The following is a 26,722-nucleotide window of genomic DNA, read 5'->3' as shown; positions in this document are numbered from 1 at the left end:
GTTTCGAGGTCCATCACAAACTCCAGGCGGAGGAACCGGCGGCCCCGCGGGCGTGGTGTCGCCGGGCGGGGAGTGGCCGGTGGGGGCTGTTGGCTGAGGGGCGTCAGGCCGCCGACGGCGCGGGCGGAGCGCGGTCCGCCGACCACGCCGGCACGCAGCCCGGGATCGCCCGCCGCGCCAGGCGGAAAACGATGCACAGCCCGATGGAGCGGCCGGCCGCAAGCACGATGACCAGCACAGACAGCAGGGCCAGCATCGGCAGCGCGGTGTGCTCGCCGATGCGGCTCATGGTCCGCTGGTCCCGCATGCGGGCCACCATAGCGCTCCGCGAGCCCCACCGTTCACCCCTGCGGCGGGCGGGCGTCAGGGGAGGTAGTCCACCAACGCGGCGGGGGTCAACCCGGACTTCTTGACGGCGCGCAGGATGGCGATGAAGTCGTCGACGAACTGGTCCCGGAAATGCATGAGGATGATGTCGCCGGGCCGCACCGTCCGGCCCTCCTGGTAGTGCATCCGCCCGTTGAAGGCCGATTCCCGCCAGGTCAGCGCGGCCTTGAGCCCGCAGTCGCGGACCGCCCGCAGGGTCGTCGCGTCCTGCTCGCCGAACGGCGAGCGGAACAGCGTCGGCCGGCGGCCGTAGAGGTCGGCCAGCCGGTCAGTGGCGCCGCAGATCTCGTTCCGCTGGAACGCGTACGACCGGCCGGCCAGCCGGGGGTGGGTCATGGTGTGCGACTCGATGACGGCACCGGCGTCCCGCAGCCGCGCGAAGTACCCCGGGTCGTCCTTGATCGCATCGATCGTGAGGAACAGGGTCACCGGCACGTGCGCCGCCCGCAGCAGTTCCTCGGCCCGCGGGTGCTTGACCCAGCCGTCGTCGATGGTGATGAACGCCACGGGCTGGTCGGTCGGCACCCGGGAGAACGACGGCACGCCGCCGCCCACGGGCAGCGCGACCGGGTGTGCCGGCGGGGCGGTCCCGAAGGCGGGCAGGCGGTCGAGGTAGCCGCGGCCCGCGGGGGTACCGGTGGCCGCGCCCGCGGCCGAGGCCCGCGGCTGCGCCCCACCGGCCGTGGACCCCACGCGGTCCACCCGGGGCGACGCGTGGCAGGCGGCCACGAGCAGCGGTAAGAGCGCCGCGACCAGCAGCGCGCGGCCCGGCCGCCGGCCCGCTACATCGTTCTTGGGCACCTACGGACGGTAGCCAGCCAGGCGCGAGCAGCGGCCGGATGCGCGGCGCTACACCCGCGCGGGTGTATCCCCGGCCACCGCGCCGGTGCATCCGGTTACCCGCCGGGCGTGCGGGTAGCGGCCCCGGGTGCGCCGCGGACCGCTCGCCGAGAGCTACCCGGGGGCGGTGGCCCTTGTCGTCTGTTCCCTGGTTCCCTACCTGATCCTCGTGGTGGCCATCCTCCCGCTGGGCCCGGCCATCTCGGCCAGCCTCGGCGTACCCCTGTCGATATTGCAGGTTGCCGTCAGCCTGTCGGCCGGCGCCTACGCGGTGGGCACCGTGCTGGCCATCCAGTTCGCCTCGCGCTTCCCTCCGCGACGCCTGCTCGTCGGGTACGAGGCCGCGTTCGTCACCGCGTCGGTACTCGCGGCGTGGGCGCCGAACGCGCCGGTGTTCGCGGCCGCCTTCATCGTCCAGGGGCTGCTGACCAGCCTGATGTTGATCGCCGCGGTGCCGCCGCTGGTCACCGCCTGGCCGGCGGCGAAGATGCCGATCAGCGCCGGCATCCTGAACCTGTGCATCTTCGGCGCCGTGGCCGCCGGTCCCAGCCTCGGCGCGCTGCAGGCCGCCGTCGGCCACTGGCGGGCCCTGTTCTGGGGTGTGGCGGCCATCGCCGGCGCGGCGTTCCTGCTCTCGGTGCTGACCTTCCGGGACGAGCCGGCGCAGGACCGCAGCGCGCCGTGGGACGTGGTGGCGCTCGGCGTGGCGTTCGTCGGCTGCGTGTCGGCCTTCTTCGGGGCCGGTGTCCTCCAGGCGCGCATGACGGCCAGCCCGCTGGCGCTCGTCCCGCTCGTCGTCGGGGTCGCCCTGATCGTGTTCCTGGTGATCTACGAGTACCGGCTCCCGAACCCGCTCATCCCCGTCAAGGCGCTCGCCACGTCGGTGCCGGTCGCCGGGATCTTCGTCGCGCTCGCCGCCAGCGCCGCCGCCTTCGGCGTCATGGGCCTGCTGCTGAGTTTCCTGCACCGGGCGAGCACGCCCACCGCCGCCGCGCTCATCTTCCTGCCGGAGTTCGTCGCCGCCGGCGCGGTCGCCGTCCTGTTCGGCGCCCTGCTCCGGACCCGGTATCTGCCGGTCCTGGCCGGGATCGGCGTGCTGCTGATCGTGGTGGCCGCGCTGCTGGTGGTGATCACTCTGCCCGGCACCGGGACGACGCTGGCGGTGGCCACGGGCCTGGTCGGGTTGGGCGTCGGGGCGTCCGTCTCCCCGGCGCTGTTCATCGCCGGCCTGTCGCTGCGCTCCCGCCTGCTGCAACGCGTGTTCGCGCTGATCGAACTGCTGCGCGGCGTCACCGCGTTCCTGGTCTCCCCGATCCTCGCCTTCGTCGCGGGGTCGCTGGGCCAGGAGTCGGGGATCGAGGTGGGCATCCTCGTCTGCCTGGGCCTGGCCGCCGCCGGGTTCCTCGGCGGCTCCTTCCTGTACCTGTCGGGGCGGCCCCGCCTGGAGGCGCCGGACCTGGAGCGCTGGCACGAGAGCGCGGAGCCGGCCTGGGAGTCCCCGCCGCTGTTCAGCGCCCTGCGCCGGGCGGGTAGGGCGGAGCCGGACAGGTGACCGTCACCTCGAACCCGCCCGCCGGCGGGGTGCTCGTCTGATGTAGACGCGCCGCCGTCAGCGGCATACCCTTCGGCCATCCCGCCGGTGCACCGGGGAGGCCGAGGGGGAAGGGGGCGGCGGCATTGGACGATCGCCTGCCTTACCTGGACCGGCTGAAGATCGTGCTGGTCGCGGGGGTGATTTTCGGGCACGCCTGGGCGGGCTACTCGACGTTCCAGGGCGCGTGGGCGTACACGGACGCGCGCGAGGTGACCCTGTCGCCGGTCACCACGGCCGTCCTGGAGGGGATCCTCGGGCCGTTCGCGCTGTTCGCGATGGGCATGTTCTTCCTCATCGCCGGGCTGCTCACCCCCGCCTCCGTCGACCGCCGGGCGCCGGGCCGGTACGCCCGCGAGCGCCTGCGGCGGCTGGGCCTGCCCCTGCTCGTGTTCACCCTGCTGCTCTGGCCGCCCGCGCAGTACATTCTGGACCGCCTGACCGGGCGCCCACGCTCCCCGTGGGCGACGGTCACCGCGCTGGACCCGGTACACCTGTGGTTCGCCGAGGTGCTGCTGGTCTTTTCGCTCGGGTACGCGGTGCTGCGCGCGGTGCCCGGTCGGCGCGCCGGCGCGGGGGCGGGCCCGCCCACCCCGATCACGATCGGGCGGCTGCTCGGCCTGTCGGCCGTCGTCGCGGCGGGCTCGTTCGTGGTCCGCGGCTGGTTCCCGCTGAACACCAGCGGCCCGCTCGGGCTCCACCTGTGCCAGTGGCCGCAGTTCGTCGCGCTGTTCGCCCTCGGGGTCCACGCCGCCCGGGCCGGCTGGCTGGCGAACCCGGTGCCGGACCGGCTGCGCCGCGCCTGCGGCCTGGCCGCCCTCGTCGGCTCCGCGGCCATCGCCGGGTTCGCGCTGCTCGTCGCGGCCCTGGGTGAGCCGACCGACCACTTCCTCGGCGGCTGGAACCCGGCCGCGCTCGCCACCGCGGCGGCGGAGGGGCTGCTGTCGGTCAACCTCGCGGTCTGGCTACTCGGCGCGGCGCAGCGGCACCTCGCGGCGCCACTGCGGTTCCCGGCGCTGACCCGGGACGCGTTCGCCGCCTACGTGGTCCAGGGGCACGTACTGGTGCTCCTGGCGCTGCTGGCCCGTCCGGTGCCCGCGCCGGCGGAGGCGAAGGCGCTGGTCGTCAGCGTCGGTGGGGTGCTCGGGTCGTTCGCCCTGGGCCACCTGCTGGCCGCGCGCGGGCGGGCGCCGGGCCGCAGCGAGCGCACTCCGAAGTGGAGCGGGGACGCCGCGGCGTGGCGCAACGGGTGACCGGCGCCCGGCCCGCCTACCCGGCCGCGACCGCCGACGTGTCGATCACCTGTTCGACCGGCAGGCGCGGCGGGTGGGCGGGGCCGCGGCGCTCGGGGTCGGCCACGCCGAGCCGCAGCACCAGATACGGGTAGCCGAGGTCGGCCAGCGCGCGGCGCAGCGCCTGCCGGGTGCCGGGGACCTCGATGACGCTGGACAGCGGCACCATCGACACGCCCAACTGGGTGGCGGCCAGCCACGCCGCCGAGAGCGCCTGCCCGGCCAGCAGCCACGTCCGGGGCTCGTCGTCGTCGCCGTACAGCACCGCGTACCGGGCGGCGCGGTCGTGGCCGGGGCCGATCGGCAGCGTGCCGGGCGCCCCGAAGTCCCGCACCGGCACCGTGGTCTGCGCCGGCCGCTCGGGCAGCACCTCGGGCGGCAGCGCGCGGTCCCGCCAGTAGGCCAACTCCTCCTGCATCTGGGGATCCGCCTGCTCGGCCTCCGCCGCCGCGCTGGCCGCCGCGGCCAGTTCGAGGACCTGGTCGCGGGTCAGCAGGTGCAGCCGGGCCAGCCCGGTGGTCGCGGCGACGATCGCCTGCACGGCCGCCTCCGGTACCGGCGTGTCGCTGACCGGGCGGCGGTCGGTGTGGCGCAGCCGGATCGCCTGCATGCGCCGCATCGCCTCGGCGGTGACCTCGGCCGGGGCCTCGGCGGTGACCCGGGCCAGCAGGTCCGGCCGGTCCGGGTCGGGCAGCGGCCGCACCTCGGCGGCGCGCCCCGCCGCGGCCAGCGCGACCACCGCGTGGTGCAGCGCCGCGCCGCAGCTGACCAGCATCAGGTGCCCCTCCGGGTCGGCCGCCGACAGCTGCCGGGACCGCTCCGCGTACAGCTCCATCGCGTCCGGCAGGATCCGCCACCGCCACGGCTGGGTGTTGTGCACCGACGGCGCGTACCCGGCCACCGCCGCCGCCTCCGTCAGGGCGGCGGAGGTGGGCCGTGGCGTCGCCTGCTGGTCGCTCATGTCTTGTCGCTCCGTTTCCTGCTGCTGCTCCCGGGTGACCGGTACCCGCTCCTGGACCAGCAAAGCATGCGTGGCGAGCCGCGGTGCGGCTCGCCACGATGGAGGGTGCCGGTCAGATCAGCCAGCGGTGCTTCTGGACGAAGGGCAGCTTCGCCCACCGGCGGCCGAGGCCCCAGGTGTGCCCGGCGTACGCCGCGGCCAGGACGATCGCGACGATGGCGTACACGAGGTGGTAGTCGGTCAGCGGGTTGGTCGAGCCGGTGGGCGCGCCGGCGCTGGTGTGCTGGGCGAGCGGGAACTCGGCGAGCCACATCATGCCCATCATGAGGGTGGCCGACCCGGCCGCGACCCGCAGGCCGATCCCGCTGATCAGGGCCAGCCCGATGGCCGCCAGGCCCAGCATGAAGAGGACGTTCGCCCACCAGGTGCCGGCGATCGCGTGCGCCGCCGACTGGAACGGGCCGACCTCGACCGAGGAGAGGAAGCCCTTGGTCGGTGACCCGCCGTTGATCCAGGCCCGCGCGGACGGGGTCGAGTACCCGAGGCCGAACAGCTTGTCCAGGAAGGCCCACAGGAACACGAAGCCGGTCGCGATCCGGAGCACGGCGAGCGTCTTCGCCGCCGCCTTGGTCAGCATCGCGCCGGGCACCTCGGCCCGCTCGAGCGGGGTGGTCAGGGTTCTGGTGCTGCTCTCGCTGGTGCTGTTCTGGATGGTCATGGCCGGCTCCGCTTCCTCGATTTCCGACACCATCAGGATCGCGCCGTGGCCGGGTGCGGCGCCCGGGCCGGAGCGCCGGGATCGATGGGACCAAGGGCCCGTCTCGGAAGGGGCGGTCGTCCCCGGGACGGGGCCCCGGTTCGTTCATAGGATGGTGGGGCCGAAGAGGCTGCCCGGAGGGAGCGTCCGTGTCCACAGTCATCCAGCACGCCACCGACCTCGACCCTGAGCCGCTGGCTCGGGAACTGGCGAGCCTGAGCGAGGAGGAACTGCGCCAGATCGACGCCTGGTGGCGGGCGAACAACTATCTGACCGTCGGGCAGATCTACCTCCGGGCGAACCCGCTGCTGCGCGAGCCGCTGCGCCCCGAGCACATCAAGCCGCGGCTGCTCGGCCACTGGGGTACCAGCCCGGGGCTGGCGCTGGTCTACGCGCACGTGTCCCGGCTGATCCGCCGCACCGGGCAGGAGGCCATCTACCTGGCCGGCCCGGGGCACGGCGGGCCGGCTCTGGTGGCGGCCGGCTACCTGGAGGGCACCTACAGTGAGATCTATCCCCGGGTCGGCCAGGACGAGGCGGGGCTGCTGCGGCTGTTCCGGCAGTTCTCCAGCCCGGGCGGCATTCCCAGTCACGTGTCGGTGACCACGCCCGGTTCGATCCACGAGGGCGGTGAGTTGGGCTACGTGCTGGTCCACGCGTTCGGCGCGGTGATGGACAATCCCGACCTCCTGGCGGTGGCGGTGGTCGGTGACGGCGAGGCCGAGACCGGCCCGCTGGAGGGCTCCTGGAAGGGCGTGTCGTTCCTCAACCCGGTCCGCGACGGCGCGGTGTTGCCGGTCCTGCACCTGAACGGCGCGAAGATCGCCGGACCGACGGTGCTGGCCCGCAAGAGCCGCGAGGAGGTCCGCTCGCTGCTGGCGGGGCACGGCTACGAGTTGATCGAGGTCGAGGGCGACGACCTGCCCGGCATGCACCACCGGTTCGCCGCGGCGCTGGCGCAGGCGTGGGGCACCATCCGGGGCATCCAGCACCGGGCGCGGGCCGGGCAGTGGGACGGCACCCGCCCGCGCTGGCCGCTGATCGTGCTGCGCACCCCCAAGGGCTGGACCGGCCCGGACGAGGTCGACGGCGTGCGGATCACCGGCACGTGGCGCGCCCACCAGGTCCCGCTGTCCGGGGTCCGGGAGAACCCGGAGCACATGGCGCTGCTGGAGCGGTGGCTGCGCTCGTACCGGCCGGAGGAGCTGTTCGACGCGGACGGTGCGCCGACCCCGCCGGTGCGTGATCTCGCCCCCGCCGGCGATCTGCGGATGAGCGCCAGCCCGCACGCCAACGGCGGCCGGCTCACCCGCGACCTGGAGCTGCCGGACTTCCGCGAGTACGCGGTGGAGGTGCCCGAGCCGGCCCGGCTGCGCGCCGAGTCCACCCGCAAGCTCGGCGAGTTGCTGCGCGACGTCTACGCCCGCAACCCCGACCGGTTCCGCCTGTTCTGCCCGGACGAGACCAACAGCAACCGGCTCGGCGCGGTCTTCGAGGTCTCCGACCGCGCGTTCATGGAGCAGGTGTACCCGCACGACGTGGCGATCGGCCGGGACGGCCGGGTGATGGAGGTGCTCTCCGAGCACAACTGCCACGGCTGGCTGGAGGGGTACACGCTCACCGGCCGACACGGCATGTTCGCCACCTACGAGGCGTTCGCGATGGTCAGCGCCTCGCAGACGGTGCAGCACGGCAAGTGGCTGCAGGAGGCGACCCGGCTGCCGTGGCGGGCCCGGGTGCCCAGCCTGAACGTGCTGCTGACCTCCACGGCGTGGCGCAACGACCACAACGGGTTCTCGCACCAGGGCCCCGGCCTGATCCAGACCGTGCTGACCCAGCGCGGCGACATCGCCCGGGTCTACCTGCCGCCGGACGCGAACTGCCTGCTCTCCGTGGCCGACCACTGCCTGCGGTCCCGCTCGTACATCAACCTGATCGTCATCGACAAGCAGCCGCAGTTGCAGTGGCTGACCATGGACGAGGCGATCGAGCACTGCACCCGGGGCGCCGGCATCTGGCAGTGGGCCGGCACCGACGACGGCACCAGCGACCCGGACATCGTGCTGGCCTGCGCCGGGGACGTGGTGACGATGGAGACGGTGGCGGCGGCGAACATTCTCCGCGACCGGCTGCCCGGCCTGCGGGCCCGGGTGGTCAACGTGGTGGACCTGATGGCGCTGCAACGGCCGAAGGACCACCCGCACGGCATGAGCGCGGTCCGGTTCGCCGAACTGTTCACCACCAACGTCGACGTGGTGTTCGCCTTCCACGGCTACCCCGGCGCGATCCACCAGCTCGTGCACGGCCGGCCGGACGCCGACCGGTTCCGGGTCCGTGGCTTCATCGAGGAGGGCACCACCACGACCCCGTTCGACATGACCGTGCGCAACCGGACCTCGCGGTACCACCTGGTGATGGACGCGATCAACAACGCGCGGCGGCTGCCCCCCGGCGCCGCCGACCTGATGGCGTGGTGCGAGGCCAAGCTCGCCGAGCACCAGGCGTACGTGGTGGAGCACCTGGAGGACATGCCCGAGGTGCGCGACTGGTCGCTCGGGGACTGGGCCCGCCGTGGGTGATGAGCGTCCGCCGGCGCGCGGCGTCTACGTCACCGGCCTGGGCCGGGGTGGTGGCAAGGGCGCCGTGGCGCTCGGCCTGACCGAGTTGCTGTCCCGGCGGGTGGCCCGCATCGGCGTGTTCCGCCCGCTGGTCCCCGGCGACCGCACCGACCCGCTGCTGGAGCTGCTGACCACCCGGTACCCGGTGGTCGCGCCGTACTCCGACGCGTACGGGGTGACCCTGGAGGAGGCCGTCGCCCTGGTGGCGGACGGGCGCCGGGAGGAGCTGATCGGCCGCATCGTCGAGCGGTACCGGGCGCTGGAGCGCCGCTGCGCCGCCGTCGTGGTGGCCGGCAGCGACTTCGCCGCGGACGACGGCGACCGGCCCCGCGAACTGCCGCGCGAGCTGGCCTTCAACGCCCGACTGGCGACCGAGTTCGGCAGCGTGGTGGTGCCGGTGGTGGACGGCCTCGACCAGCCGGCCGCGTCGGTCGAGGCCGCCGTGCGCAGCGCCTACCACTCCCTGGTGGACCTCGGCAGCACCGTCCTCGCGGTGGTCGCCAACCGGGTCCAGCCGGAGACGAAGCCGCCGGCCGGCCTGCCGGTGCCGGTGTACGCGATCCCGGAGGTCCCGGCGGTCTCCGCGCCGACGGTCACCGAGGTGGCCGAGGCCCTGGACGCCACCGTGCTGACCGGCGGCCCGGCCGCCCTCGACCGGGACGTGCTGGACTTCGTGGTCGGCGCCGCCCACGTGCCGGTGCTGCTCGACTACCTGGTCGAGGGCGCGCTCATGATCACCCCGGGGGACCGGGCGGACCTGCTGATCGCCGCGAGCGCCGCGCACGCGGCCGGGCAGGTCGCGCTCTCCGGGTTGGTGATCACCCTCGGTGAGCGGCCGGACCCGCGGGCGGTGCGGGTCATCGAGCGGCTCAACACCGGGCTGGCGATGCTGGTCACCGCCGCCGACAGCTACCACACGATCGCCGCCGCCAGCCGCATCGAGGGGCAGTTGAGCGTGGCCACCCCGCGCAAGGTGGAGGCCGCGCTGGGGGCGTTCGAGTCGGCGGTGGACACCGACGAGTTGTCCAGCCGGCTGGAGGTGACCCGCTCCGACCGGGTGACGCCGCTCATGTTCGAGTACGACCTGATCGACCGGGCCCGGGCGGACCGGCGGCACCTGGTCCTGCCGGAGGGGACCGAGGAGCGCATCCTGCGGGCGGCCGAGACGATCCTGCGCCGCGGGGTGGCCGACCTGACCCTGCTCGGCGACCCGGGGGAGATCGCCCGCCGGGCCCGCGAGCTGGGCGTGGACGTGGGCGCGGCCCGGCTGGTCGACCCGGAAACCAGCCCGTGGCGGGAGGAGTTCGCCGCCGCCTACGCCGAGGCGCGCCGGCACCGGCGGGTCGGCCTCGACCTGGCGTACGACGTGGTGCGGGACGTGAACTACTTCGGCACGCTGATGGTGGCCGCGGGGTACGCCGACGGGATGGTCTCCGGCGCCGCGCACACCACCGCGGCGACGATCCGCCCCGCGTTCGAGATCATCAAGACCGTGCCGGGCGTCTCGGTGGCGTCGAGCGTGTTCTTCATGCTGCTGCCGGACCGGGTGCTGGTCTACGGCGACTGCGCGGTCAACCCGGACCCGGACGCGGAGGCGCTGGCGGACATCGCCGTCTCGTCGGCCGACACCGCGGCCCGGTTCGGCGTGGAGCCCCGGGTGGCGATGCTGTCGTACTCCACCGGCACCTCGGGGGCCGGCGCCGACGTGGAGAAGGTGGCCGCGGCCACCGCGCTGGTCCGCCAGCGCCGGCCGGACCTGCCGGTGGCCGGGCCGATCCAGTACGACGCCGCGATCGACCCGGTGGTGGGCGCCGCGAAGCTGCCCGGCAACCCGGTCGCCGGGCGGGCCACGGTGTTCGTCTTCCCCGACCTGAACACGGGCAACAACACGTACAAGGCGGTGCAGCGCTCGGCCGGGGCGGTGGCGGTCGGCCCGGTCATGCAGGGGCTGCGCCGCCCGGTCAACGACCTGTCCCGGGGCGCCACGGTCAAGGACATCGTCAACACCGTGGCCATCACCGCGATCCAGGCGGCCGGATGAGCGGCCGCCTGGCGGGCGCGGTGCTCGTCCTCAACTGCGGGTCGTCGTCGCTGAAGTACCGCCTGTTCGACGGCGCCGACACCCTCGCGCACGGCCTGGTCGAGCGGATCGGGGAGCCGGGCGGCGACGCGGCCGACCACGGTGCCGCGCTCGGCTCCGTCCTGTCCACTCTGGATCTGACGGGGCTGGCCGCGGTCGGCCACCGGGTGGTGCACGGCGGCCCGGACTTCTCCGCCCCGGCGGTCGTGGACGACGCGGTGGTCGACGCGGTCCGCCGGCTGATCCCGCTCGCGCCGCTGCACAACCCGGCGAACCTGGCCGGCATCGAGGTGGCCCGGCGGCTGCTGCCGAACGTGCCGCAGGTGGCCGTGTTCGACACCGCGTTCCACGCCACCATGCCCGAGGCCACCGCCACCTACGCCATCGACGTCGAGGTGGCGCGGCGGCTGCGGGTGCGCAAGTACGGCTTCCACGGCACCTCCCACGCGTACGTGTCCCGGTGCGCCGCCACCCTGCTGGGCCGCCCACCGGCGGAGGTCAACGTCATCACGCTGCACCTGGGCAACGGTGCCAGCGCGTGCGCCGTGCACGGCGGGCGCAGCATCGCCACGACGATGGGGATGACGCCGCTGCCGGGCCTGGTCATGGGCACCCGCAGCGGGGACATCGACCCCGCCGTCGTGTTCCACCTGCACCGGGTCGGCGGCATGTCCATCGACGAGATCGACAACCTGCTGAACCGGGACGGCGGCCTGCGCGGCCTGGCCGGCGAGAACGACATGCGCGCCGTCCTGCGTCGCCGGTCCGAAGGGGACGCCGCGGCGACGCTCGCCTTCGACGTGTACTGCACCCGCATCAAGCAGTACGTCGGCGCGTACCTGGCGCTGCTCGGCCGGCTGGACGCGATCGCGTTCACCGCCGGGGTGGGCGAGAACGCCCCGGTGGTCCGGGCGGCCGCCCTGGCCGGCCTGGCCGGCCTCGGCATCGCCGTGGACCCGGACCGAAACGCCCGCGCCGAGCCGGTGATCTCCCCGCCCGGCTCGCCGGTGACCGTCTGCGTGATCCCCACGGACGAGGAGTTCGAGATCGCCGAGCAGACCCGCCACGCCCTCGCCTAGCGCGCGGGGTGGCGGGCCGCCCGGCGGATAGGCTGCGTCCGTGGAGCAACGCATCAGCCTCGTCACGCTGGGAGTCGCCGACGTGGGCCGGGCCCGCGCCGGCAACGAGCGGCTCGGCTGGCGGGTCCGGGAGACGGTCCGCTGCCGGATCGTCCCCGACTTCGGCGGTGGGTCGTGATGCCGCCGGCGTCCGCCCTGGCTTCGCTGTCGGCGGAGCTGCTGGCGGCCGCCCCCGAGCGGGGCGGCATCGAGCCGCCCTCCCGGCGGCTGACCGGGTGGGACGAGGCGTCCGCGTACGAGGTGCAGCGGCTCGTCGTGGAGCGGCGCGTCGCGGCGGGGGAGCGGGTCGCGGGCTACAAGGTGGGGCTGACCACGGCCGCCGCCCGCGCCGCGATGGGCGGCGACGCGCCGATCTACGGTCGGCTGTTCGCCGGGACGGCGCACGCGACGCCCGCCCGGATCGAGGGCGCGGGCCTGTTCGCGCCCATGGTCGAACCGGAGATCGCGTTCGTCCTCGGCCGGGACCTGCCCGGTCCGGAGGCGACGGCGGCCGAGGCCGCGGCGGCGGTCGGGCACGTGGCCCCGGCGTTCGAGGTGGTCGACAGCCGCATCGCGGGCTGGGCGCGGTGCGCCCCGGACCTGATCGCGGACAACGGCGCCGGCTGCGGGGCCGTTCTCGGCGCCCCGGCGGCCTACGACGCCGACGCGGTGCGCACGGCGACGTGCCAGCTGCGGGTGGACGACGGCGAGCCGGTGCGGGGCAGCGCGTCCGCCGTGCTGGGTGATCCGCTCCTGGCGGTGGTGTGGCTGGCGAACGCGCTCGCCGGGCACGGCCGCCTGCTGCGCCGCGGCGACGTGGTCCTCACCGGTTCGATGACCGCCCCGGCGCCGCTGCGTCCGGGCACCCGCGTGGCCGCGGACTTCGGGCCCCTGGGAACGGTCGCGCTCGCGGTGCACTGAGGCGGGCGGGCCCGCGGTCCGTCAGGGGCGGGGCGCGGTGCGGGTCCACGCCCGGCCGTGTTCCGCGTGGGAGAGGCTGGCGGCCAGGCAGCGCCGGCAGACGTGCCGGACCTCGTCCGTCGCGCCCAACCGGTCGCTGCGCTGGTACTCCCAGCGCACGTGCGGGAAGGGGCGCAGGCCGCTGCTGGCCAGTGGCAGGCCGCACAGCGTCTGGTTCTGCCCCGGCGGCCACGCGTGGACCGCGCCGGCCGGCACCCATGTGCCGCCCACGCTGGTGGCCCGGCTGGAGGCCGCGACCGCGAAACTCGCCACCCCGGCATCGTTCCCGCGCACGCGCCGGGCATGCCGCCATTTCCGGCTCCACATTGGGTGATCGTTTACTCCTACCGGCGGGAAGGAAGTGGCGGGAGGCACGTGTGGGGTGCCGCGGGCAGAAGGGGGCGATGGGATGATCCGCTGGCCACCGCCGGTCCGGGTCCTCGCTGAACGGGTCGCGGATGAACCGCTCCGCCGCCATTTCATCTATGCTGCTCGATATGAAGCGACTCGGTACCGGCCGCCTGCCCGTCACGTTCGCCCTCGCCGCCGCCGTACCCCTCGCCGCGGTGGCCCTCGCCGCCGTCGCGCCCGCGCCGGCGCGGGCCGCCGAGGGGCAGGCCACCGCCGCGATCACCCGGGCCGCCGCCTGGTCCACCGGGTACGTGGCCAGCGTGGCGATCCGCAACGGCGCCGGCACGGCCCTGGTCACCTGGCGCGTGGAGTTCGACCTGCCCGCCGGGGCGAGCCTGTCCTCGGTATGGGGCGCCACATACACCCGTACGGGCGACCACTACACGTTCCGCAACGCCTCATGGGCCGGGAACGTGCCGCCGGGCGGGACTGCGACCTTCGGCTTCAACGCCACCGGCACCGGGCTTCCCCTGCGCTGCACGCTCAACGGCGCGCCCTGTGGCGGCCAGCCACCCACCGATGTGGACACCGTGCCGCCCACCGCGCCCACCAACGCGCGGACCGTCACGAACGAGGGCCTGTGGCTGGAGTGGGACGCCGCCACCGACGACCGGGGCGCGGTGACGTACGAGGTGCTCGAGTCCGGGATGCCGTACGGCACGGCCACCGAGCCGCGCCTGTTCATCACCAGCGGCATCCTGCCGCCGAAGCTGTTCATCTGGGCGATCCGGGCGGTGGACGCCGCCGGCAACCGGTCGCCCCTGGCCTACGCGGCGCTCGGCAACGTCTCCTGGACCGACGTGACCCCCGCCGCCCCGGCCAACCCGCGCGTCGCGGCCGCCGACGCGTCCGTGGTCCGGCTCGCCTGGGATGCGAACTTCTGGGCCAACCCGTACGCCAACGCGCCGATCGCCGGGTACGAGGTGGCGGTGGACGGCACGCCGGTGAGCCGGGTCGGCGCCGGCGAGGCCGCCCTGCCGGCGCCCGGACCGGGCCTGCACACCTACAGCGTCCGGGCGTTCACCGCCCTCGGGACGTACTCGCCGGCAGCGGTACTCGTCCACTGACGGACCGCCGCCCCAGCGGTGAACCCGGCGCCCGCCGACTCAGGGGAGCCGGCGGACCGGCGGTACCGGTGTCAGCTGCGGGGCCGGGGTGCTCCGGTAGGCCACCTCGCTCCTGAGCCTCGGCAGTTGCGGGTAGAACTTGTTGCCGGGGCACTCGGTGGCCGCCCAGTCGCGGTGCCCGGGGATCGTCTTGATCCCCGGCTTTTCGGTGCCGCTGACCGGGTTGACGAAGTTCGTGGTGCCGCACGGGTCGAGCCGGCAGAGCACCGACAGCGAGGCGAGCACCCGGAGCAGGGAATCCCGCGCGGCGGTGGTGGGCAGCTTGGTGGTGAAATCGCCGAGCAGGCAGATGCCGATGTTGCCGGAGTTGAACCCGTCAACGTGCGCGGCCGTGACCATCTGGGGCCGCCCGTCGGGGCCGGGGGCGCCGCCGAAGATCGGCAGCCCGTCCGAGCCGGACCAGCGCCCCTCGTAGACCCGGCCGGCGTCGTCGATGAGCAGGTGGTAGCCGATGTCGCCCCAGTCCTGCCCGACGCACTGGTACTCGTAGATGGCGCGCACGGTGGCGGCCGGGTCCGAGCTGCTGCCCTCGTCGCCCTGGTGGTGCACGGTCACCGTCTGCACCGGGTAGTACTCCGCCGGGAAGCTCTCGACGCCGTTCTTGAACCGCAGCGACTCGTTCGCGCCCCACGCGGCCCGGGACAGGTACGGCACGGTGCAGGAGGCGCCGCCGGGCAGTGGCATCGAGCTGGCCGGGGCCGCCGTCGCGGCCAGGCCGGCGCGCGGTGCGCTCGACGCGTCGATCTCGGTGACCGCGGCCGACCCGGCGCCGGCCACCCAGACCTCGTACCCGAGTACGCCCGTCGCGTTGAGGAGCACCCCGCCGGCCTCGGGGTAGCCGTCCCGGCCCGCGGTGCAGCCGTGCACGGTCTTCCAGTGGCCCCACCCGATCGCGGTGCGCACCCGGACCTGCGTGACCGACCCCTTCGCCGGGGCGACGCCGAGGTGACTCACCTTGACGTCGGCGCTCTCGACCCGCAACCGCCCGCCGCGCACGCCGCGCCGGACCGACTTGGTACCGGGCACCCGCGGTCGCGGCGGCGCTGTCGCCGGCGTCGCCAGGTCCGGGTTGATCGGAAACGCCGATCCCGGTGTCGCGGCGGCGATCGACGCCACCGCGCCCGCGGCCGCGCCGGCCGTCACGGTCAGCATCGTCCGACGAGAAACCACAGATCCTCCCAGCGGTCGCACCCGATAAGGGGTAGTGCCGGGAACCGACCTTACCCGCAGCGTAGGTCCGGGGTGGCCCCGCCGTGGGGGACCGGGCGGGTGGGCAGGTCGTGCCGGGCGGCGAGCACCACATCGTTGACGCCGTACTCCCGCTGCACCTGCACCGCCGCGAGCCGGTCGGCCCCGAGCGGGACGAGCCGGTCCGGTGCCGGCACGTAACAGCGGTAGCCGAGCTGGTCGCAGAGGTCCTTCAGCACGCCGCGCAGTTGCGGCGTGCCGGGCAGCAGTTCCACCACAATGGCCGGCCGGGACTCCCGCAGCTGCCGCCAGCCCGCGCGCAGCAGCGCGTGCTCCTGGCCCTCGACGTCCAGCTTCAGCAGGTCCACCCCGCCCAGCAGGGTCCGCACGTCGGCGGTCGGCACGGTGATCGCGGTACCGGGGCGGTCGGCCATCGAGCCGGGCAGCTCGCAGTCGCCGGCCACAAAGGCCACCGTCGGGGTGGCGAGCTGCTCCCACGGGATGCTCAGCGTGATCCGGCCCGCCCCGTCGCCGTCCGTCGCCGCGGCCGCCAGCACCCGCACGCTCTCGATGCGGTTGAGGGCCAGGTTCTGCCGGCACACCCGCACCGAGAACGGGTGCGGTTCCACCGCCGTGTACCGGGCGCCGGGCGCGGCGGCGGCGCCCTGCACGGTGAAGTACCCCACGTTGGCGCCCAGTTCGAGGATGCTGGCCGAGCGCCGGCACAGGTATCGCCACCACGGCAGCAGTTCGGGCTCCCAGCCCCGCTCGCCGAACCAGTACAACTGCTGGAGCACCAGCGAGTCCACATTGACGAACCGCAGCGTCGGGTTGTCCGGCAGCGTGAACGTCCGCACCGCGCGGGGGACCCCGCCGCGGCGTAGCACTCCCCGCACGGCCCGCAGCATCGGTCCGCCGGGGACCGGCCGTCGCAGCGGTGCCGCGACCGCGGGCGGCAGGTGACCGACCGCGCCGTTGAGCAGCGCCCGGCCCGCCAGGTGAGCGGCCCGCGTCGCCCGGTCCCGCAGCGCCCTGCGCCCTTCGAGCCCGGCAAGCATGTCGCGCTGGTACCCGGGCCGTCCCGGCTCAGCCCCCACCGTCTTCACCCGCCCTGCTTTCACTCGCCTGGCCCTCATGCCGCCTCTGCTTCACGCCCCCGCCGTCTTCAGCCGCGCTGTCTTCAGCCGCGGGCGGTGAGTTCGGCGTACGCGGACAGGCAGCGGTGCACGGTGCGGTCCCAGGTGAACTGCGCCAGGACCGCCGCGCGCGCCGCCCGGCCCATCCGGCGGGCCAGCCGGCGGTCCCGCAGCAGCCGGGCGACCGCGTCGCGCAGTTCGTCCACGTCCCCCGGCGTGACCAGCAGCCCCGTCTCGCCGTGGCGGACCACCTCGGGCAGCCCGCCGGTGCGGCTGGCCACCACCGGCGTGCCGCTGGCCATGGCCTCGATCACCGCCAGGCCGAGCAGTTCGGTGACCGCCACCGGCCGGCCGTAGCAGGTCCGCTCGACCGTCGGCAGGACGAACACCGCCGCGCCCCGGTACAGCGCCGGCAGGTCCGCGTCCGTGACCGGGCCGGTGAACCGGACCCGCCGCCCGGCCGCGAGCCGGCGCAGAAGATCGGGGTAGTCGCGCTCCGGGGGCCGCCGGTCGTGCCCGGACGACCCGGCCACCGTGAGGGACGCGTTCGCCGGCAGCGCCCGCAGCAGCCGGTCCACCCCCTTGTGCGGGGTCAGCCGGCCGAGGAACAGCACCCCGTCCCGGTCGCGCCCGCCGGAATCCGGGCGGAAGCGGCCCGGGTCCACCCCGCCGTAGATCACCCGGGTCCGGTCCGCCGGGGCCGCCAGGTTCTCCGCCGAGAAGCGCGACACGGTCAGGAACCGCTCCACCATCGCCGGCAGCGCCCCGCCCCACCCGCCGCCGCCGAGCCCGTGGTCCGTGGTGACCCGGTGCTGCCCCGCCACGGCGGCGACGGCCGTGGCGACCCGGCACGGCGCGCTGCGCAGGTGGTGGGTGTGGACGATGTCCGCCCCGCGCAGGCACCACGCCAACTGCGGCGCGATCGGGTGCACCGGATGCCCCCGCAGCCGCCCGAACCGCCGCAACACCCGTACCCGCAGCCCGCCCGGCTCCCGCCACGCGGCGGGCCGGTCCCCGAAGGTGATCAGCTCGCAGTCCACGTGCCGGGCCAGCGCCCGCGCCAACTCGATCGGGTACCGCTCGCCCCCGCCGAGGATCCCACCCGGCCCGAACGGAATCGGGACGACGTGAGTGACCCGCACACGGGCGAGTCTCGCACCGCCCGCTTCCCGCCACGGGAGGTTGGCCCGACGGCACCCGTCAGGGGCATGGGGCCGCGGCCCGTTGCCGCACTTGGCCTGCTCGCGCCGGGCGGTGAACCGGTCGCCGGGCCGGCCGAATCCTCAGCGGTCGGAACGGGGGCATCGTGGGGTGGTGCGTGCGCACTATGTTGATCCCGGTCGTGGCCAGCTGAGTAAGAGGGAAACGATGACCAACTGGGATCCGAACTCCGCCCACCCACCCGGCGGCTACCCGCCGCCGTACGGCGCTTCTCCCGGCCCACCGGGTGGCGGGGCCCCGTACGGCGGCTACACGCCCCCGCCCTACAGCGCCTACCCGCCCGCGCCGTACGGTGCGTACCCGCCCGCCCCCTTCGGTAGCGACATGCCCCCGTCGGACCCGCTCACCGAGCCGCTCATCAGCCCGAACTACAGCGGCTGGTGGGGCCGGGGCGTGGCGATCGCCAAGCGCGGCTGGCGGCCGCTGGCCACGCTCCAGGCGGTCGGGGTCGTGCTGGCCCTGCTGGTGCAGACGCCGGTGGCGGTCTACACGACGCTGGTCTCCGAGGATCTGAACCGGGACCTCGCCCGGGCCGACGCGACGCGGTCCCCGGACCTGGGGCCGGTGTTCGCGCTGGCCGGCCTGAGCCTGCTGTCGGCGCTGGTCGCCGTCGTGGTCTCGGCGATGGTGACGCTCGCGGCCGTGTACGTCGGGGTCTCCATCGCGGTCCGGGGCGAGGTCCGCCTCGGCGACGCGCTGCGCCTGGCCGTGCGGCGGGCCCTCCCGCTGCTCGGTTGGCAGCTTCTCGCGGTGCCGCTCTACGTGGTCGGGGTCTGCCTCTGCGTCCTGCCGGTCTTCTACGTGGCGGCCGTGTTCCTCGTCCTGCCGGCGGCCGTGGCGATCGAGCGGGGGAACGCGTTCGGCCGCTGCTTCTCCCTGTTCCACCGCGACCTGGGCGTCTCGGTCGGCCGGCTGGCGACGATCCTGGGGCTGTCCATCGGCGCCAGCCTGGTAGGCGCCCTGTTCGGCCTGTTCATCAACGGGGGCGCCCGCGCTTCGCTGCCGGGCACGACCGGGGTGGTCGTCGGCGAGGTCGTCACGACGCTGCTCTCCGCGTTGATCGCCGGGGCGCTCGCGATCCTGATCGCCCCGCTGACCCTCACCGCGTACGCGGACATGCGCGCCCGGGTGGAGCCGGTCAACACCCCGATGATCGCCCAGCAACTCGGTATCGCGCCCCCGGCGCAGCAGCCCTCGGCGCGGCCGCCCGCGCCGCCTCCGCCGTCGCCGATGGCGCCGCCCCCGGCGTTCGGCTGAGGAGGGGCAGCCGCGACCGCGCCCGGCCTCGTGCGAGGGCTCCAGGAGCGGGCGGCGCGCGCTTCCCCCTCCTGGTCACCGAGTATGCCGACGGGTGGTGGCTGTGGCACACGGAGGGCGGCGCCCGGTGGGCCGGCTCGGTACTGCCCCACGCCGACGCCACGCGGGCGGGGCTGGCGGGCCGGATCCGCCGGGCCGAATGCGGCAACGCCGGGGCGGTACGGCCGTACGAGCGGGCCGGGTTCGCGCACCTGTGCCGGTACCACTACCGGACGGGCCGGCGGGCCGGAGCGGAGGGCTCCGACCCGCCGGCATCGGGGGAACGGGACGGGGTTACGGGGCGGGGTAGTCGGCCACGAACACCGGCGCGCCGACCTTCGTGGTGTCGGCCGCGTCGCCCACGCCGTTGACGACGTGGTCGATCGTGCCGGCGCTCAGGTTGACGGTCATGATGTGGTGCAGCCGCACGCCCGGCCTGCGCGGCACCTCGAACCCGTTCCCGGTGTGGATGGACGGGTTGTTCTGGTTGAACACGTACACGCCCGCGCCGTACAGCTTGTGGCTGCGGACCTGGTCGCCCACCCGGTACCCGGCGTACCCCTTGACCTTGCCGTTCATCCAGTCCGCCTGCGTCGGCGGGTCGTACGGCAACTCGTTCTGGTACAGGATGGTCGTGCCCCGGTCGCCGTTCCAGACCGTGTTGTACCGCTGGAAGTGCTCGACGAACAGGCCGGTCGCGGTCACGTTGTCGCCGTTGATGACCGCGCCGTAACGGCCGATGTTGGTCCTCCAGCGCTGGGTGTCGGTGAGGCCCTCCACGCCGTGGTCGCCGCGCCACACCCAGGTGTGGTCGATGAGCACGTTGTCGCTGTTGACCTCCAGCGCGATGTTCGCCTTGCCCACGTGCGGCCCGCCGACCCGGAAGTACACGTCGCAGAGCGTGGTCGGGTTGTCGGAGGAGCTGAACCCGTGGCCGTGCGCGCGGCCCACCCGCAGCAGCACCGGCGACTCCTTCGCCCCCGCGTCGATGGTGACCCCCGCGACGATCACGCCGGGGACGCTGGCGACGTTGAGCGGGATCGCGCCGTTGACCGCGGTCAGCGTGGCGTGCCCGAGGCCGAGGACCACCGTGTTCGCCCGGCGTACCTCGATGCTCCGGGCGATGTCGTACACGCCGGGCGTGAGCAGCAGGTTCCTGCCCTGCGCCAGGTTCACGTTGATGGTGGTCACCGAGTCGGAGGGCTTCGCGACGTAGAAGTCGGACAGCGGGATGGTGTGGCCCGGGGTCAGGCCGCCGCCCCACGAGACGCCGCTGCTGTTCTTCCGGGCGGACGGGACGCGCACGTTGTACCCGCCCCGGGCGTCCACGAACAGGTACGGCTTCTCCCGGCTCACCGGGGTGGCGGCGAGGGTGGTGTACGGCGGGTCGGGGAAGCCGGCCTCGTCCGGCGCGCCGACCACACCGGAGAAGACCTGGTTCCACACGCCGTTGGACCAGCCCTCGACCTCGCTGTTGCGGGTCAGCCACTGCTGCTGCGATCCGTTGACCACCAACGGCAGGGGGGAGTCGGCGATGAAGCCGCCGCTGGCGTACTGCGGACCGGCGGTGCAGTAGTCCATGAGGGACAGGTTCGCGCCGGTGATGTTGAGCCGGCGCAGCGACACCGCCTGCGAGACGGCCCAGAAGTTCGCCGACCCCCGACAGTCGTCCTGCCCCTTCGCGTCGATGTTGATCGACAGGTTGGACAGCGTCCGCCAGAAGTTGACCAGCGCCAGGCAGTTGCCGGTACCGCCGTCGGCGAGGCAGCGGTTGTAGACCTCGACCTTGCCGTTGATGACCACATCGGTCGGCGCGGCGCCCAGGCCGGCGATCTCCGTGTAGTACCCGACCTTGATCTGTAGCGGTTGGTCGACGGTGCCGTAGGTGCCGGGTTTGAACAGGAAGGCGTACCGGTCCGTGCCCATCTCGTTGTCGACCTGGACCGCGCGCGCCGCGTCGAGGGCCGCCTGGATCTGGCTCACCGGCATGCCGGGGTCGAAGACGGTCACGTTGGCCCCGAGGTTCTGCGCGCCGTGCCGCGGGCCTCCGGGTGGTGGGGAAGCCGCGGCGGCGGTACCGGTCGCGGCGCCGACGCTGATCACGACGAGGCCGGCGGCCAACGCCCGAGCCGCGAACCGGCGGCCGGAACGCAGCCGCGCGGACCCGCCGCCGTGCGTGTGGGTTGTCATGCGAAGGTCCCTTCCGCTGGACGGCCGGGCCGCGCGGCAGATGGTGAGAGCGCTCTCTGTCTCGCGTCGCTCGGTCGCTACTTGGTTCAAGGTGTAGAAGAAGGTGGATGGGATGTTTCTACCGTGTCAACGCGCGCGCCACCACCCCCTTTGTAAGCCCACCGCGCCGACCGCGCCCTGACCACCGGTGGATTCGGCGCCCCCTCCCGCCGGCCGACGGTCGGGAGCGGGGTGCTCGGGCGTGCTATGCGCCCGCGACCGCCAGCCGGCCGGCGAAGTCGGTCAGGGCGGAGCGGTCCGCGTTGCTGAGGCTGACCCGGAAGGTGCCCCGGTCGTCCGGCAGGAACGCCGTACCGGGCAGGACGAGCGTGTCGTACGCGAGGGCGAGTTCGCGCACGACGTCCTCGGTGGACCGGCCGGCGAACGGGTGGCGCAGCCAGCCGAAGAAGCCGCCCGCGGAGAGCACCTCGAACCCGCCCGGTCGCCCCGCCATCGTGGCCAGGAAGCACTCCCGTCGCTCCGCCATCTCCCGGACCCGCGCCCGCCGCCACTCGCGGGCGCCGGTCAGGCCCGCCCACGCCGCCTCCTGGCCGATCCGCGGGGCGCAGGTGGCCACGCAGTCCAGCAGCTTCAGCACCTCGCGGTTCAGCGGCTCCGACGCGACGATCGCGCCGACCCGGTACCCGGGGATGGCCAGGTCCTTGGAGAAGCTGTGCAGGCTCACGACCGTGCGCGCCCAGTCCGGGTCGGCGAACAGGTCGTGCGCCGGCTCCTCGGTGTCGCGGAACGACCGGTAGGTCTCGTCCAGCACCAGCGCGATGTCGTGCCGCCGCGCGACCGCCGCGAACCGCGCCAGTTCGTCCGGGCCGACGGTCACGCCGGTCGGGTTGCCCGGGGTGACCAGGACGATCGCGCGGGTCCGCGCGGTGACGAGAGCCTGCGCCGCCTCGGCCGTGGGCGCCAGGTCGGGGCCGGGCTCCAGGTACACTGGGGCGATCCCGTTCAGGCGCAGCCACATGTCGTGGTTGAAGTAGTACGGCAGCGCCAGGATCACCTCGTCGCCGGGGTCGGCCAGCGCCGACGCCACGAGGCAGAACGCCTGGTTGCAGCCGGCCGTGACGACGATGTGCCCGGGGCGCATCCGGCACCGGTAGGCGTCGGCGATCTCCGCCGCGAACGCCTCGCGCAGGCGCGGCAAGCCGGGGATCTCCACATAGGAGCTGCCGCGTGGATCCCGCGCCACGGCTGCGACGTGCGCGACCACCTCGGGCGCCGGTGGGTACTGCGGCGCCGCCTGCGCCAGGTCGAGCAGCGGTCGCCCGTTACGGCGCCGGTCGAGCAGGGCGTACGCGGTGTCGATGGGTGAGTCGATCTGCCGGAGCGTTCGTGGGCGGAGTCGCATCGCCGACCTTCCCGCTGTGCGTCTGCCTGCCGGTGGGCCGGGCGACCGGGTCGCCCGGCCGGGGTTCCGGGAGGGCCCAGCTCAGGCCCCCTGCTGCGCCTGCGTGCGCTCGTTGATCCGGTCCAGGATGGCCTCCAGGGTGTCCCGGCTCTTGCCGACCGTGTCGCTGGACCACCGCTCCTTGACCGTCAGCGTGTCGCCGCCGTGCAGGGTCAGTTCGACGTTGATCGGGACGTTCTTGACCACCCGGGCGGCGGCCACCTCCTCGAACGGCACGAACCGGTGCAGGCGGGCCAGTTCGACCGGGCTGCTCGAGGCGAGCAGCGTGGCGATCCGCTGCTCGCCCTCGTCGGTGTTCTTCGGTGCGGGCACGAAGATGAAGCCCCGGTTCAGCAGGATCAGGTCGCTCTCCTGCCCGTCGAGGCGGACGTTGGCCATCGCGCCGATCACATCCGAGCCGGTCGCGGTCGCCTGGACCTCGACCACCCGCGCCGCGTCCACCCGGATGCCCAGGTGGGTCAGGCGGGCCCGGGCCTCCTCCAGGGTCTCCGGCGCCACCGCCAGCTTGGCGATCTCGGTGTAGTCGACCGGGTTGCCGGCCGGGTCGACCGCGCGGACCGGCTCGGACCAGGAGTGCCGCCAGAACGCCACCCCGCAGCGCACCGCGGCCAGCGTGATCAGGTCGTCCATCACATCGGCGAACTTCGCGGCGGCCTCGTCGCGGGCCGACTGTGGGAAGAACTCCGCCGTCAGCTCGCCCAGCCGGCCGGCGGCGACCAGGGCGAACAGGTCGGCCAGCCCGGCCTCGGGGACGCCGGCGCAGCGGGCCACCGAGCGGAACACCCGGTCGGCGCGGTGCTGCACCAGGGCGGTCGTCGACGCGGCGGTGAACTCCGGCCAGGGCAGGATGGTGCGCGAGCCGAAGTCGACCACCTCCCGCTGCAGCGCCAGCCCCGCGTCCCCGAGCCGCGGCAGCAGCGTCGCGGCCGGCCGGCCGTCGACCGGGTGCGCGACCGGCGGCATGGCGTGCATCGCCGCGATCCGCTCGGCCGTGGACGGGTGGGTGTCCCAGCGGGAGGTCTCGCCATCCGGCTCCCGCTCCCGCAGTTCGGCAAGCTCCTGGGTGCGGGCCGCGTAGAGGTGCGCGAAGCCGCCGAAGATGTCGTTCGGGGCGTACCCCAGCTCCCAGCCGTACGCCACGTACCGCCCGAAGTAGAAGTCCCAGGCCGTCGCGACCACGGGGATCTCGCGCATCGCCGAGGTCGCCGCCTCGACGCCGGCCACCCGCACCGACGCCCGGTCGGCCTCGAACTCCTGCCGCCGGGTGACGGCGTTGCTCACCAGCAGGAACAGCAGCCCGTACCCCTTGAACACCCAGCCGAACACGTTCCACTTGCCGACCCGGCTGAGCGTCTCGCCCATGGCCATCCGGCCCCGGTACGCGACCGCGGCGAGCCGGGTGTGCGAGCCGGAGTAGTGGCCCAGTTCGTGCGCGATCACCGAGCGCATCTGGTCGACGGTGAACGCCTGGAGCAGCGGCACGCCCAGGTAGAGCCGGCGCCGGCCGGCGACCAGGCCGAGCAGTTCGGTGTCCTCGGTGACCGCGGCGTTGACCTCGGCGACCAGTCGGATCTCGTCCGGCGCCCGGGTGCCCGCCTCGACCGCCATGTCGTGCACCAGCCGCCACAACTCGGGTGCCTGCTCCGGGGTGACCGGCAGCCCTTCCGGCTCGCCCGGCGTGGCGCGGATCGCCCGCCAGAGCCCGACCACCACCGCGCCGACGCCGACGATCAGCAGCCAGCTCAGCTTGGCCGCGCCGGCGCCGTGCAGGTGCGTCCAGATCCAGAACAGCAGCAGGCCGGCGACGGCGAGCTGGACCAGGCCGAGCACGTAGAAGCCGACCAGCATGGCGACCGTGACTGCGGCGCGCAGGGCAGCGGACATGACGCGACGTTCCTCCCCGAAGATCCGTCCCGACCGCCGGGCGGCCGTCGAAAGATACCCAGCCAAGATCGGTGGGGCAAGCCCGGTTACGTGCGAACAGACCGATCCGTCCGCCGTCGCCGCGGCCGCCCGGGCGATGCCGGAAGGATCGGACACGGTGCCTATGTCACTACACCATCACGGTACGGCGACGGTCCGGAACTCTCCGCCAACCATCGACCGTCGTCACGTAGGTTACCTCCACCCATATTGACCGACGGCGTTCAGAAGGGGTGTATCCACAAGTGAGGCGATGGAGTCAGGCCGTGGCGGCGGCCGCCGCGGTAACCCTCGCGGTGGCCGGCTGCGGGAGCCCGTCCACCACCAACGAGGGGCAGGGCGGCAAGGACAGCGGGGAGATCTCGGCCCAGCAGGCCGTGATGGACCCGAACGCGAAGGGGCCGGCGGCGGAGGTGCCGGGGGCGCGCAAGGGCGGGACGATCACCGTCTACTCGCAGTCCACCCCCAACACGTTCGACCCGACCGACATCTACTACACCGACGGCAACGAGATCGGTCGGCTGCTGTTCCGCACCCCCACGACCTGGGCGATGCGCGACGGCAAGGCGATCCTGGTGCCGGACCTGACGGACCTGGGTACCGTCTCCGAGGACAAGCTGACCTGGACGTTCACGATGCGGTCCGGGATCAGGTACGAGGACGGCAGCGAGGTCAAGGTCGATGATCTGGCCTACGCGATCAAGCGCTCGTTCGCGCACGACGTGTACGCCAACGGCCCGGCGTACCAACTCTCGCTGTTCAAGGACGGCGACAAGTACAAGGGGCCGTACGCCAGCGGCGACAGCTACGCCGGCGTGGAGACCCCGGACGCCACCACGCTGGTGATCCACCTCAGCAAGCCCTTCTCGGACCTGCCGTTCTACCTGTCCTTCTCGGTCTTCACGCCGATCCCGCAGGCGAAGGACACCAAGCAGGAGTACAAGAACCACCCGATCTCGACCGGCCCGTACGCGTTCGACACGTACACCCCGGGTACCGAGTTGAAGCTGAAGCGGAACCCGAACTGGGACCCGAACACCGACCCGGTGCGGCACCAGTACCCGGACTCGTGGCTGTTCAAGTGGGGCGTCGACGACATCAAGAACCAGCAGCAGGTGCTCAACAGCAACGGCCCGGACGCCGCCTCGTTCAACTACGGCGTCGTCGACGCGTCGCTGCTGCCCCAGTTGACCGGCGACAAGTCGGCCCAGTTGCTGCGGGGCGACAAGCCGTGCACGTACTTCTGGCAGTTGGACAGCACGAAGATCCCGCTGGAGGTGCGCAAGGCGATCGCCAAGGCGTACCCGTACGACCAGACCTGGACCGCGCAGGGCCTGAACGAGTTCGTCGCCGAGCCGGCCAGCACGATCATGCCGCCGAGCGTGCCGGGCTACCGGAAGTACACCCCGATCGCGGACCTGACCGGCACCGGCAAGGGCGACCCCGTCGCGGCCAAGAAGATGCTCGAGGACGCCGGCAAGGTCGGCTTCGAGGTCAGTTGGTACTACGACAACACCAAGCCGGTGACCCAGCAGGTCAGCCAGGTGCGGGAGCAGGCGCTGAAGGAGGCCGGCTTCACCGTCCGGGCGATCGGTGTGACCACCGCGGAGTTGCGCGCCAAGACCGGTGACTACAGCGCCAACGTGAACACGGGCCAGGCCCCGCGCGGCTGGTGCTCGGACTGGCCGTCCGGCGGCAGCTGGTTCCCGGTGCTGTTCCGTTCGCAGAGCATCGGCGAGGGCCAGTCCTGGGGGCAGCTCAGCGACCCGGCGCTGGACGCCGAGATCAACGCGATCGCCGATCTGCCCGCGGAGGAGGCGACCGCGAAGTGGGCTGACCTGGACCAGAAGCTCATGGGCATGTACATCGGCCTGCCGCTGTACTACACCCGGATGGCCTGCGTCATCGGTACCGCGATCGGCGGCGCCGAGCCCGACGTGACCAAGGGGCTGCCGTTCTTCCCGAACCTGTTCGTGAAGGCCTGATCCACCCACCCGCGTCCGGCGCCGAACCCGGCGCCGGACGCGGGGCGCGGCATCGGGTGGCCGATGGTCGCCCAAGATCCGGATTGCCATATGCAAGTTGCTAAATGTAACTCATTGTCATGAGTAAATAACAGCGAGTATCTTACGGCCACGGGTGCCACCGGCGCGGCGACGGGGGT

General features: G+C 73.7%; 21 protein-coding genes. 10 read left to right on the top strand and 11 right to left on the bottom strand.

Annotation, left to right across the window (positions count from 1 at the left end):
* Positions 1-103 precede the first annotated feature (103 nt).
* Together KJS59_RS01590 and KJS59_RS01585 are read right to left on the bottom strand one after the other, a co-directional pair.
* Positions 104-307 (bottom strand): hypothetical protein, encoded by a 204-nt coding sequence (locus KJS59_RS01590; RefSeq protein WP_213450389.1) that lies wholly within the window; start codon positions 305-307, stop codon positions 104-106.
* Positions 308-363: 56 nt separating this feature from the next.
* Entirely contained in the window at positions 364-1,188 is an 825-nt protein-coding gene (locus KJS59_RS01585; protein ID WP_213450388.1) for a polysaccharide deacetylase family protein, read from the bottom strand.
* Between the two features lie 127 nt (positions 1,189-1,315).
* On the opposite strand from KJS59_RS01585, the gene KJS59_RS01580 reads away from it, so the two are divergent.
* Both KJS59_RS01580 and KJS59_RS01575 read left to right on the top strand, forming a co-directional pair.
* Positions 1,316-2,779: an MFS transporter gene (locus KJS59_RS01580; protein ID WP_213450387.1), complete on the top strand. Its 1,464-nt coding sequence runs from the start codon at positions 1,316-1,318 to the stop codon at positions 2,777-2,779.
* A 125-nt stretch (positions 2,780-2,904) separates the two neighbouring features.
* Entirely contained in the window at positions 2,905-4,071 is a 1,167-nt protein-coding gene (locus KJS59_RS01575) for an acyltransferase family protein (protein ID WP_213450386.1), read from the top strand.
* Positions 4,072-4,087: 16 nt separating this feature from the next.
* On the opposite strand, the gene KJS59_RS01570 is transcribed toward KJS59_RS01575, so the two are convergent.
* On the bottom strand, positions 4,088-5,071 hold the full coding sequence (locus KJS59_RS01570) for an Acg family FMN-binding oxidoreductase (protein ID WP_213450385.1): 984 nt from the start codon (positions 5,069-5,071) through the stop codon (positions 4,088-4,090).
* Between the two features lie 112 nt (positions 5,072-5,183).
* Positions 5,184-5,789, bottom strand: coding sequence for a DoxX family membrane protein (locus KJS59_RS01565; RefSeq protein WP_213450384.1), 606 nt, complete (start codon positions 5,787-5,789; stop codon positions 5,184-5,186).
* 233 nt (positions 5,790-6,022) lie between these two features.
* Here KJS59_RS01565 and KJS59_RS01560 point away from each other — a divergent pair, with 233 nt between their 5' ends.
* Genes KJS59_RS01560 through KJS59_RS01540 form a run of 5 tightly spaced genes read left to right on the top strand, consistent with a single transcriptional unit; the run spans position 6,023 to position 12,565 of the window.
* Positions 6,023-8,407 (top strand): phosphoketolase family protein, encoded by a 2,385-nt coding sequence (locus tag KJS59_RS01560; RefSeq protein ID WP_213450475.1) that lies wholly within the window; start codon positions 6,023-6,025, stop codon positions 8,405-8,407.
* On the top strand, positions 8,400-10,487 hold the full coding sequence (gene pta / locus KJS59_RS01555) for a phosphate acetyltransferase (protein ID WP_213450383.1): 2,088 nt from the start codon (positions 8,400-8,402) through the stop codon (positions 10,485-10,487). The genes KJS59_RS01560 and pta overlap by 8 nt, the downstream gene beginning before the upstream one ends.
* On the top strand, positions 10,484-11,605 hold the full coding sequence (locus KJS59_RS01550) for an acetate/propionate family kinase (RefSeq protein ID WP_213450382.1): 1,122 nt from the start codon (positions 10,484-10,486) through the stop codon (positions 11,603-11,605). The genes pta and KJS59_RS01550 overlap by 4 nt, the downstream gene beginning before the upstream one ends.
* A 40-nt stretch (positions 11,606-11,645) precedes the next feature.
* The gene (locus KJS59_RS01545; protein WP_249713775.1) at positions 11,646-11,783 is read left to right on the top strand and encodes a hypothetical protein; all 138 of its coding nucleotides are present in this window, start codon (positions 11,646-11,648) and stop codon (positions 11,781-11,783) included.
* The gene (locus tag KJS59_RS01540; protein ID WP_213450381.1) at positions 11,783-12,565 is read left to right on the top strand and encodes a 2-keto-4-pentenoate hydratase; all 783 of its coding nucleotides are present in this window, start codon (positions 11,783-11,785) and stop codon (positions 12,563-12,565) included. The genes KJS59_RS01545 and KJS59_RS01540 overlap by 1 nt, the downstream gene beginning before the upstream one ends.
* 21 nt (positions 12,566-12,586) lie before the next feature.
* Here KJS59_RS01540 and KJS59_RS01535 read toward each other — a convergent pair whose 3' ends face one another.
* Positions 12,587-12,877: a hypothetical protein gene (locus tag KJS59_RS01535; RefSeq protein ID WP_249713774.1), complete on the bottom strand. Its 291-nt coding sequence runs from the start codon at positions 12,875-12,877 to the stop codon at positions 12,587-12,589.
* A gap of 224 nt (positions 12,878-13,101) precedes the next feature.
* Here KJS59_RS01535 and KJS59_RS01530 point away from each other — a divergent pair, with 224 nt between their 5' ends.
* On the top strand, positions 13,102-14,082 hold the full coding sequence (locus KJS59_RS01530; RefSeq protein WP_213450379.1) for a cellulose binding domain-containing protein: 981 nt from the start codon (positions 13,102-13,104) through the stop codon (positions 14,080-14,082).
* Positions 14,083-14,121: 39 nt separating this feature from the next.
* On the opposite strand, the gene KJS59_RS01525 is transcribed toward KJS59_RS01530, so the two are convergent.
* The 3 genes from KJS59_RS01525 to KJS59_RS01515 form a co-directional block, all read right to left on the bottom strand.
* Positions 14,122-15,294, bottom strand: coding sequence for a peptidoglycan recognition protein family protein (locus KJS59_RS01525; RefSeq protein ID WP_213450378.1), 1,173 nt, complete (start codon positions 15,292-15,294; stop codon positions 14,122-14,124).
* Between the two features lie 68 nt (positions 15,295-15,362).
* Positions 15,363-16,436, bottom strand: a complete 1,074-nt coding sequence (locus tag KJS59_RS01520) for an FkbM family methyltransferase (protein ID WP_213450377.1) — start codon at positions 16,434-16,436, stop codon at positions 15,363-15,365.
* A gap of 74 nt (positions 16,437-16,510) precedes the next feature.
* Positions 16,511-17,608, bottom strand: a complete 1,098-nt coding sequence (locus tag KJS59_RS01515; RefSeq protein ID WP_213450376.1) for a glycosyltransferase family 4 protein — start codon at positions 17,606-17,608, stop codon at positions 16,511-16,513.
* A 226-nt stretch (positions 17,609-17,834) separates the two neighbouring features.
* On the opposite strand from KJS59_RS01515, the gene KJS59_RS01510 reads away from it, so the two are divergent.
* The gene (locus KJS59_RS01510; RefSeq protein WP_213450375.1) at positions 17,835-18,944 is read left to right on the top strand and encodes a hypothetical protein; all 1,110 of its coding nucleotides are present in this window, start codon (positions 17,835-17,837) and stop codon (positions 18,942-18,944) included.
* A 333-nt stretch (positions 18,945-19,277) separates the two neighbouring features.
* Here KJS59_RS01510 and KJS59_RS01505 read toward each other — a convergent pair whose 3' ends face one another.
* The 3 genes from KJS59_RS01505 to KJS59_RS01495 form a co-directional block, all read right to left on the bottom strand.
* Positions 19,278-21,173, bottom strand: coding sequence for an adenylyl cyclase (locus KJS59_RS01505; RefSeq protein WP_249713773.1), 1,896 nt, complete (start codon positions 21,171-21,173; stop codon positions 19,278-19,280).
* Positions 21,174-21,417: 244 nt separating this feature from the next.
* Positions 21,418-22,575, bottom strand: a complete 1,158-nt coding sequence (locus tag KJS59_RS01500) for an aminotransferase (protein ID WP_213450374.1) — start codon at positions 22,573-22,575, stop codon at positions 21,418-21,420.
* A gap of 81 nt (positions 22,576-22,656) precedes the next feature.
* The gene (locus tag KJS59_RS01495) at positions 22,657-24,519 is read right to left on the bottom strand and encodes a M48 family metallopeptidase (protein WP_213450373.1); all 1,863 of its coding nucleotides are present in this window, start codon (positions 24,517-24,519) and stop codon (positions 22,657-22,659) included.
* Positions 24,520-24,803: 284 nt separating this feature from the next.
* Between KJS59_RS01495 and KJS59_RS01490 the strand changes: the two genes are divergently transcribed.
* Positions 24,804-26,543: an ABC transporter substrate-binding protein gene (locus tag KJS59_RS01490; RefSeq protein WP_213450372.1), complete on the top strand. Its 1,740-nt coding sequence runs from the start codon at positions 24,804-24,806 to the stop codon at positions 26,541-26,543.
* The last annotated feature ends 179 nt before the right edge of the window (positions 26,544-26,722 follow it).

The sequence above is a fragment of the Rhizomonospora bruguierae genome, assembly GCF_018397995.1.
Classification (GTDB): domain Bacteria; phylum Actinomycetota; class Actinomycetes; order Mycobacteriales; family Micromonosporaceae; genus Rhizomonospora; species Rhizomonospora bruguierae.
This window is presented reverse-complemented; position numbering and strand designations above follow the sequence as displayed.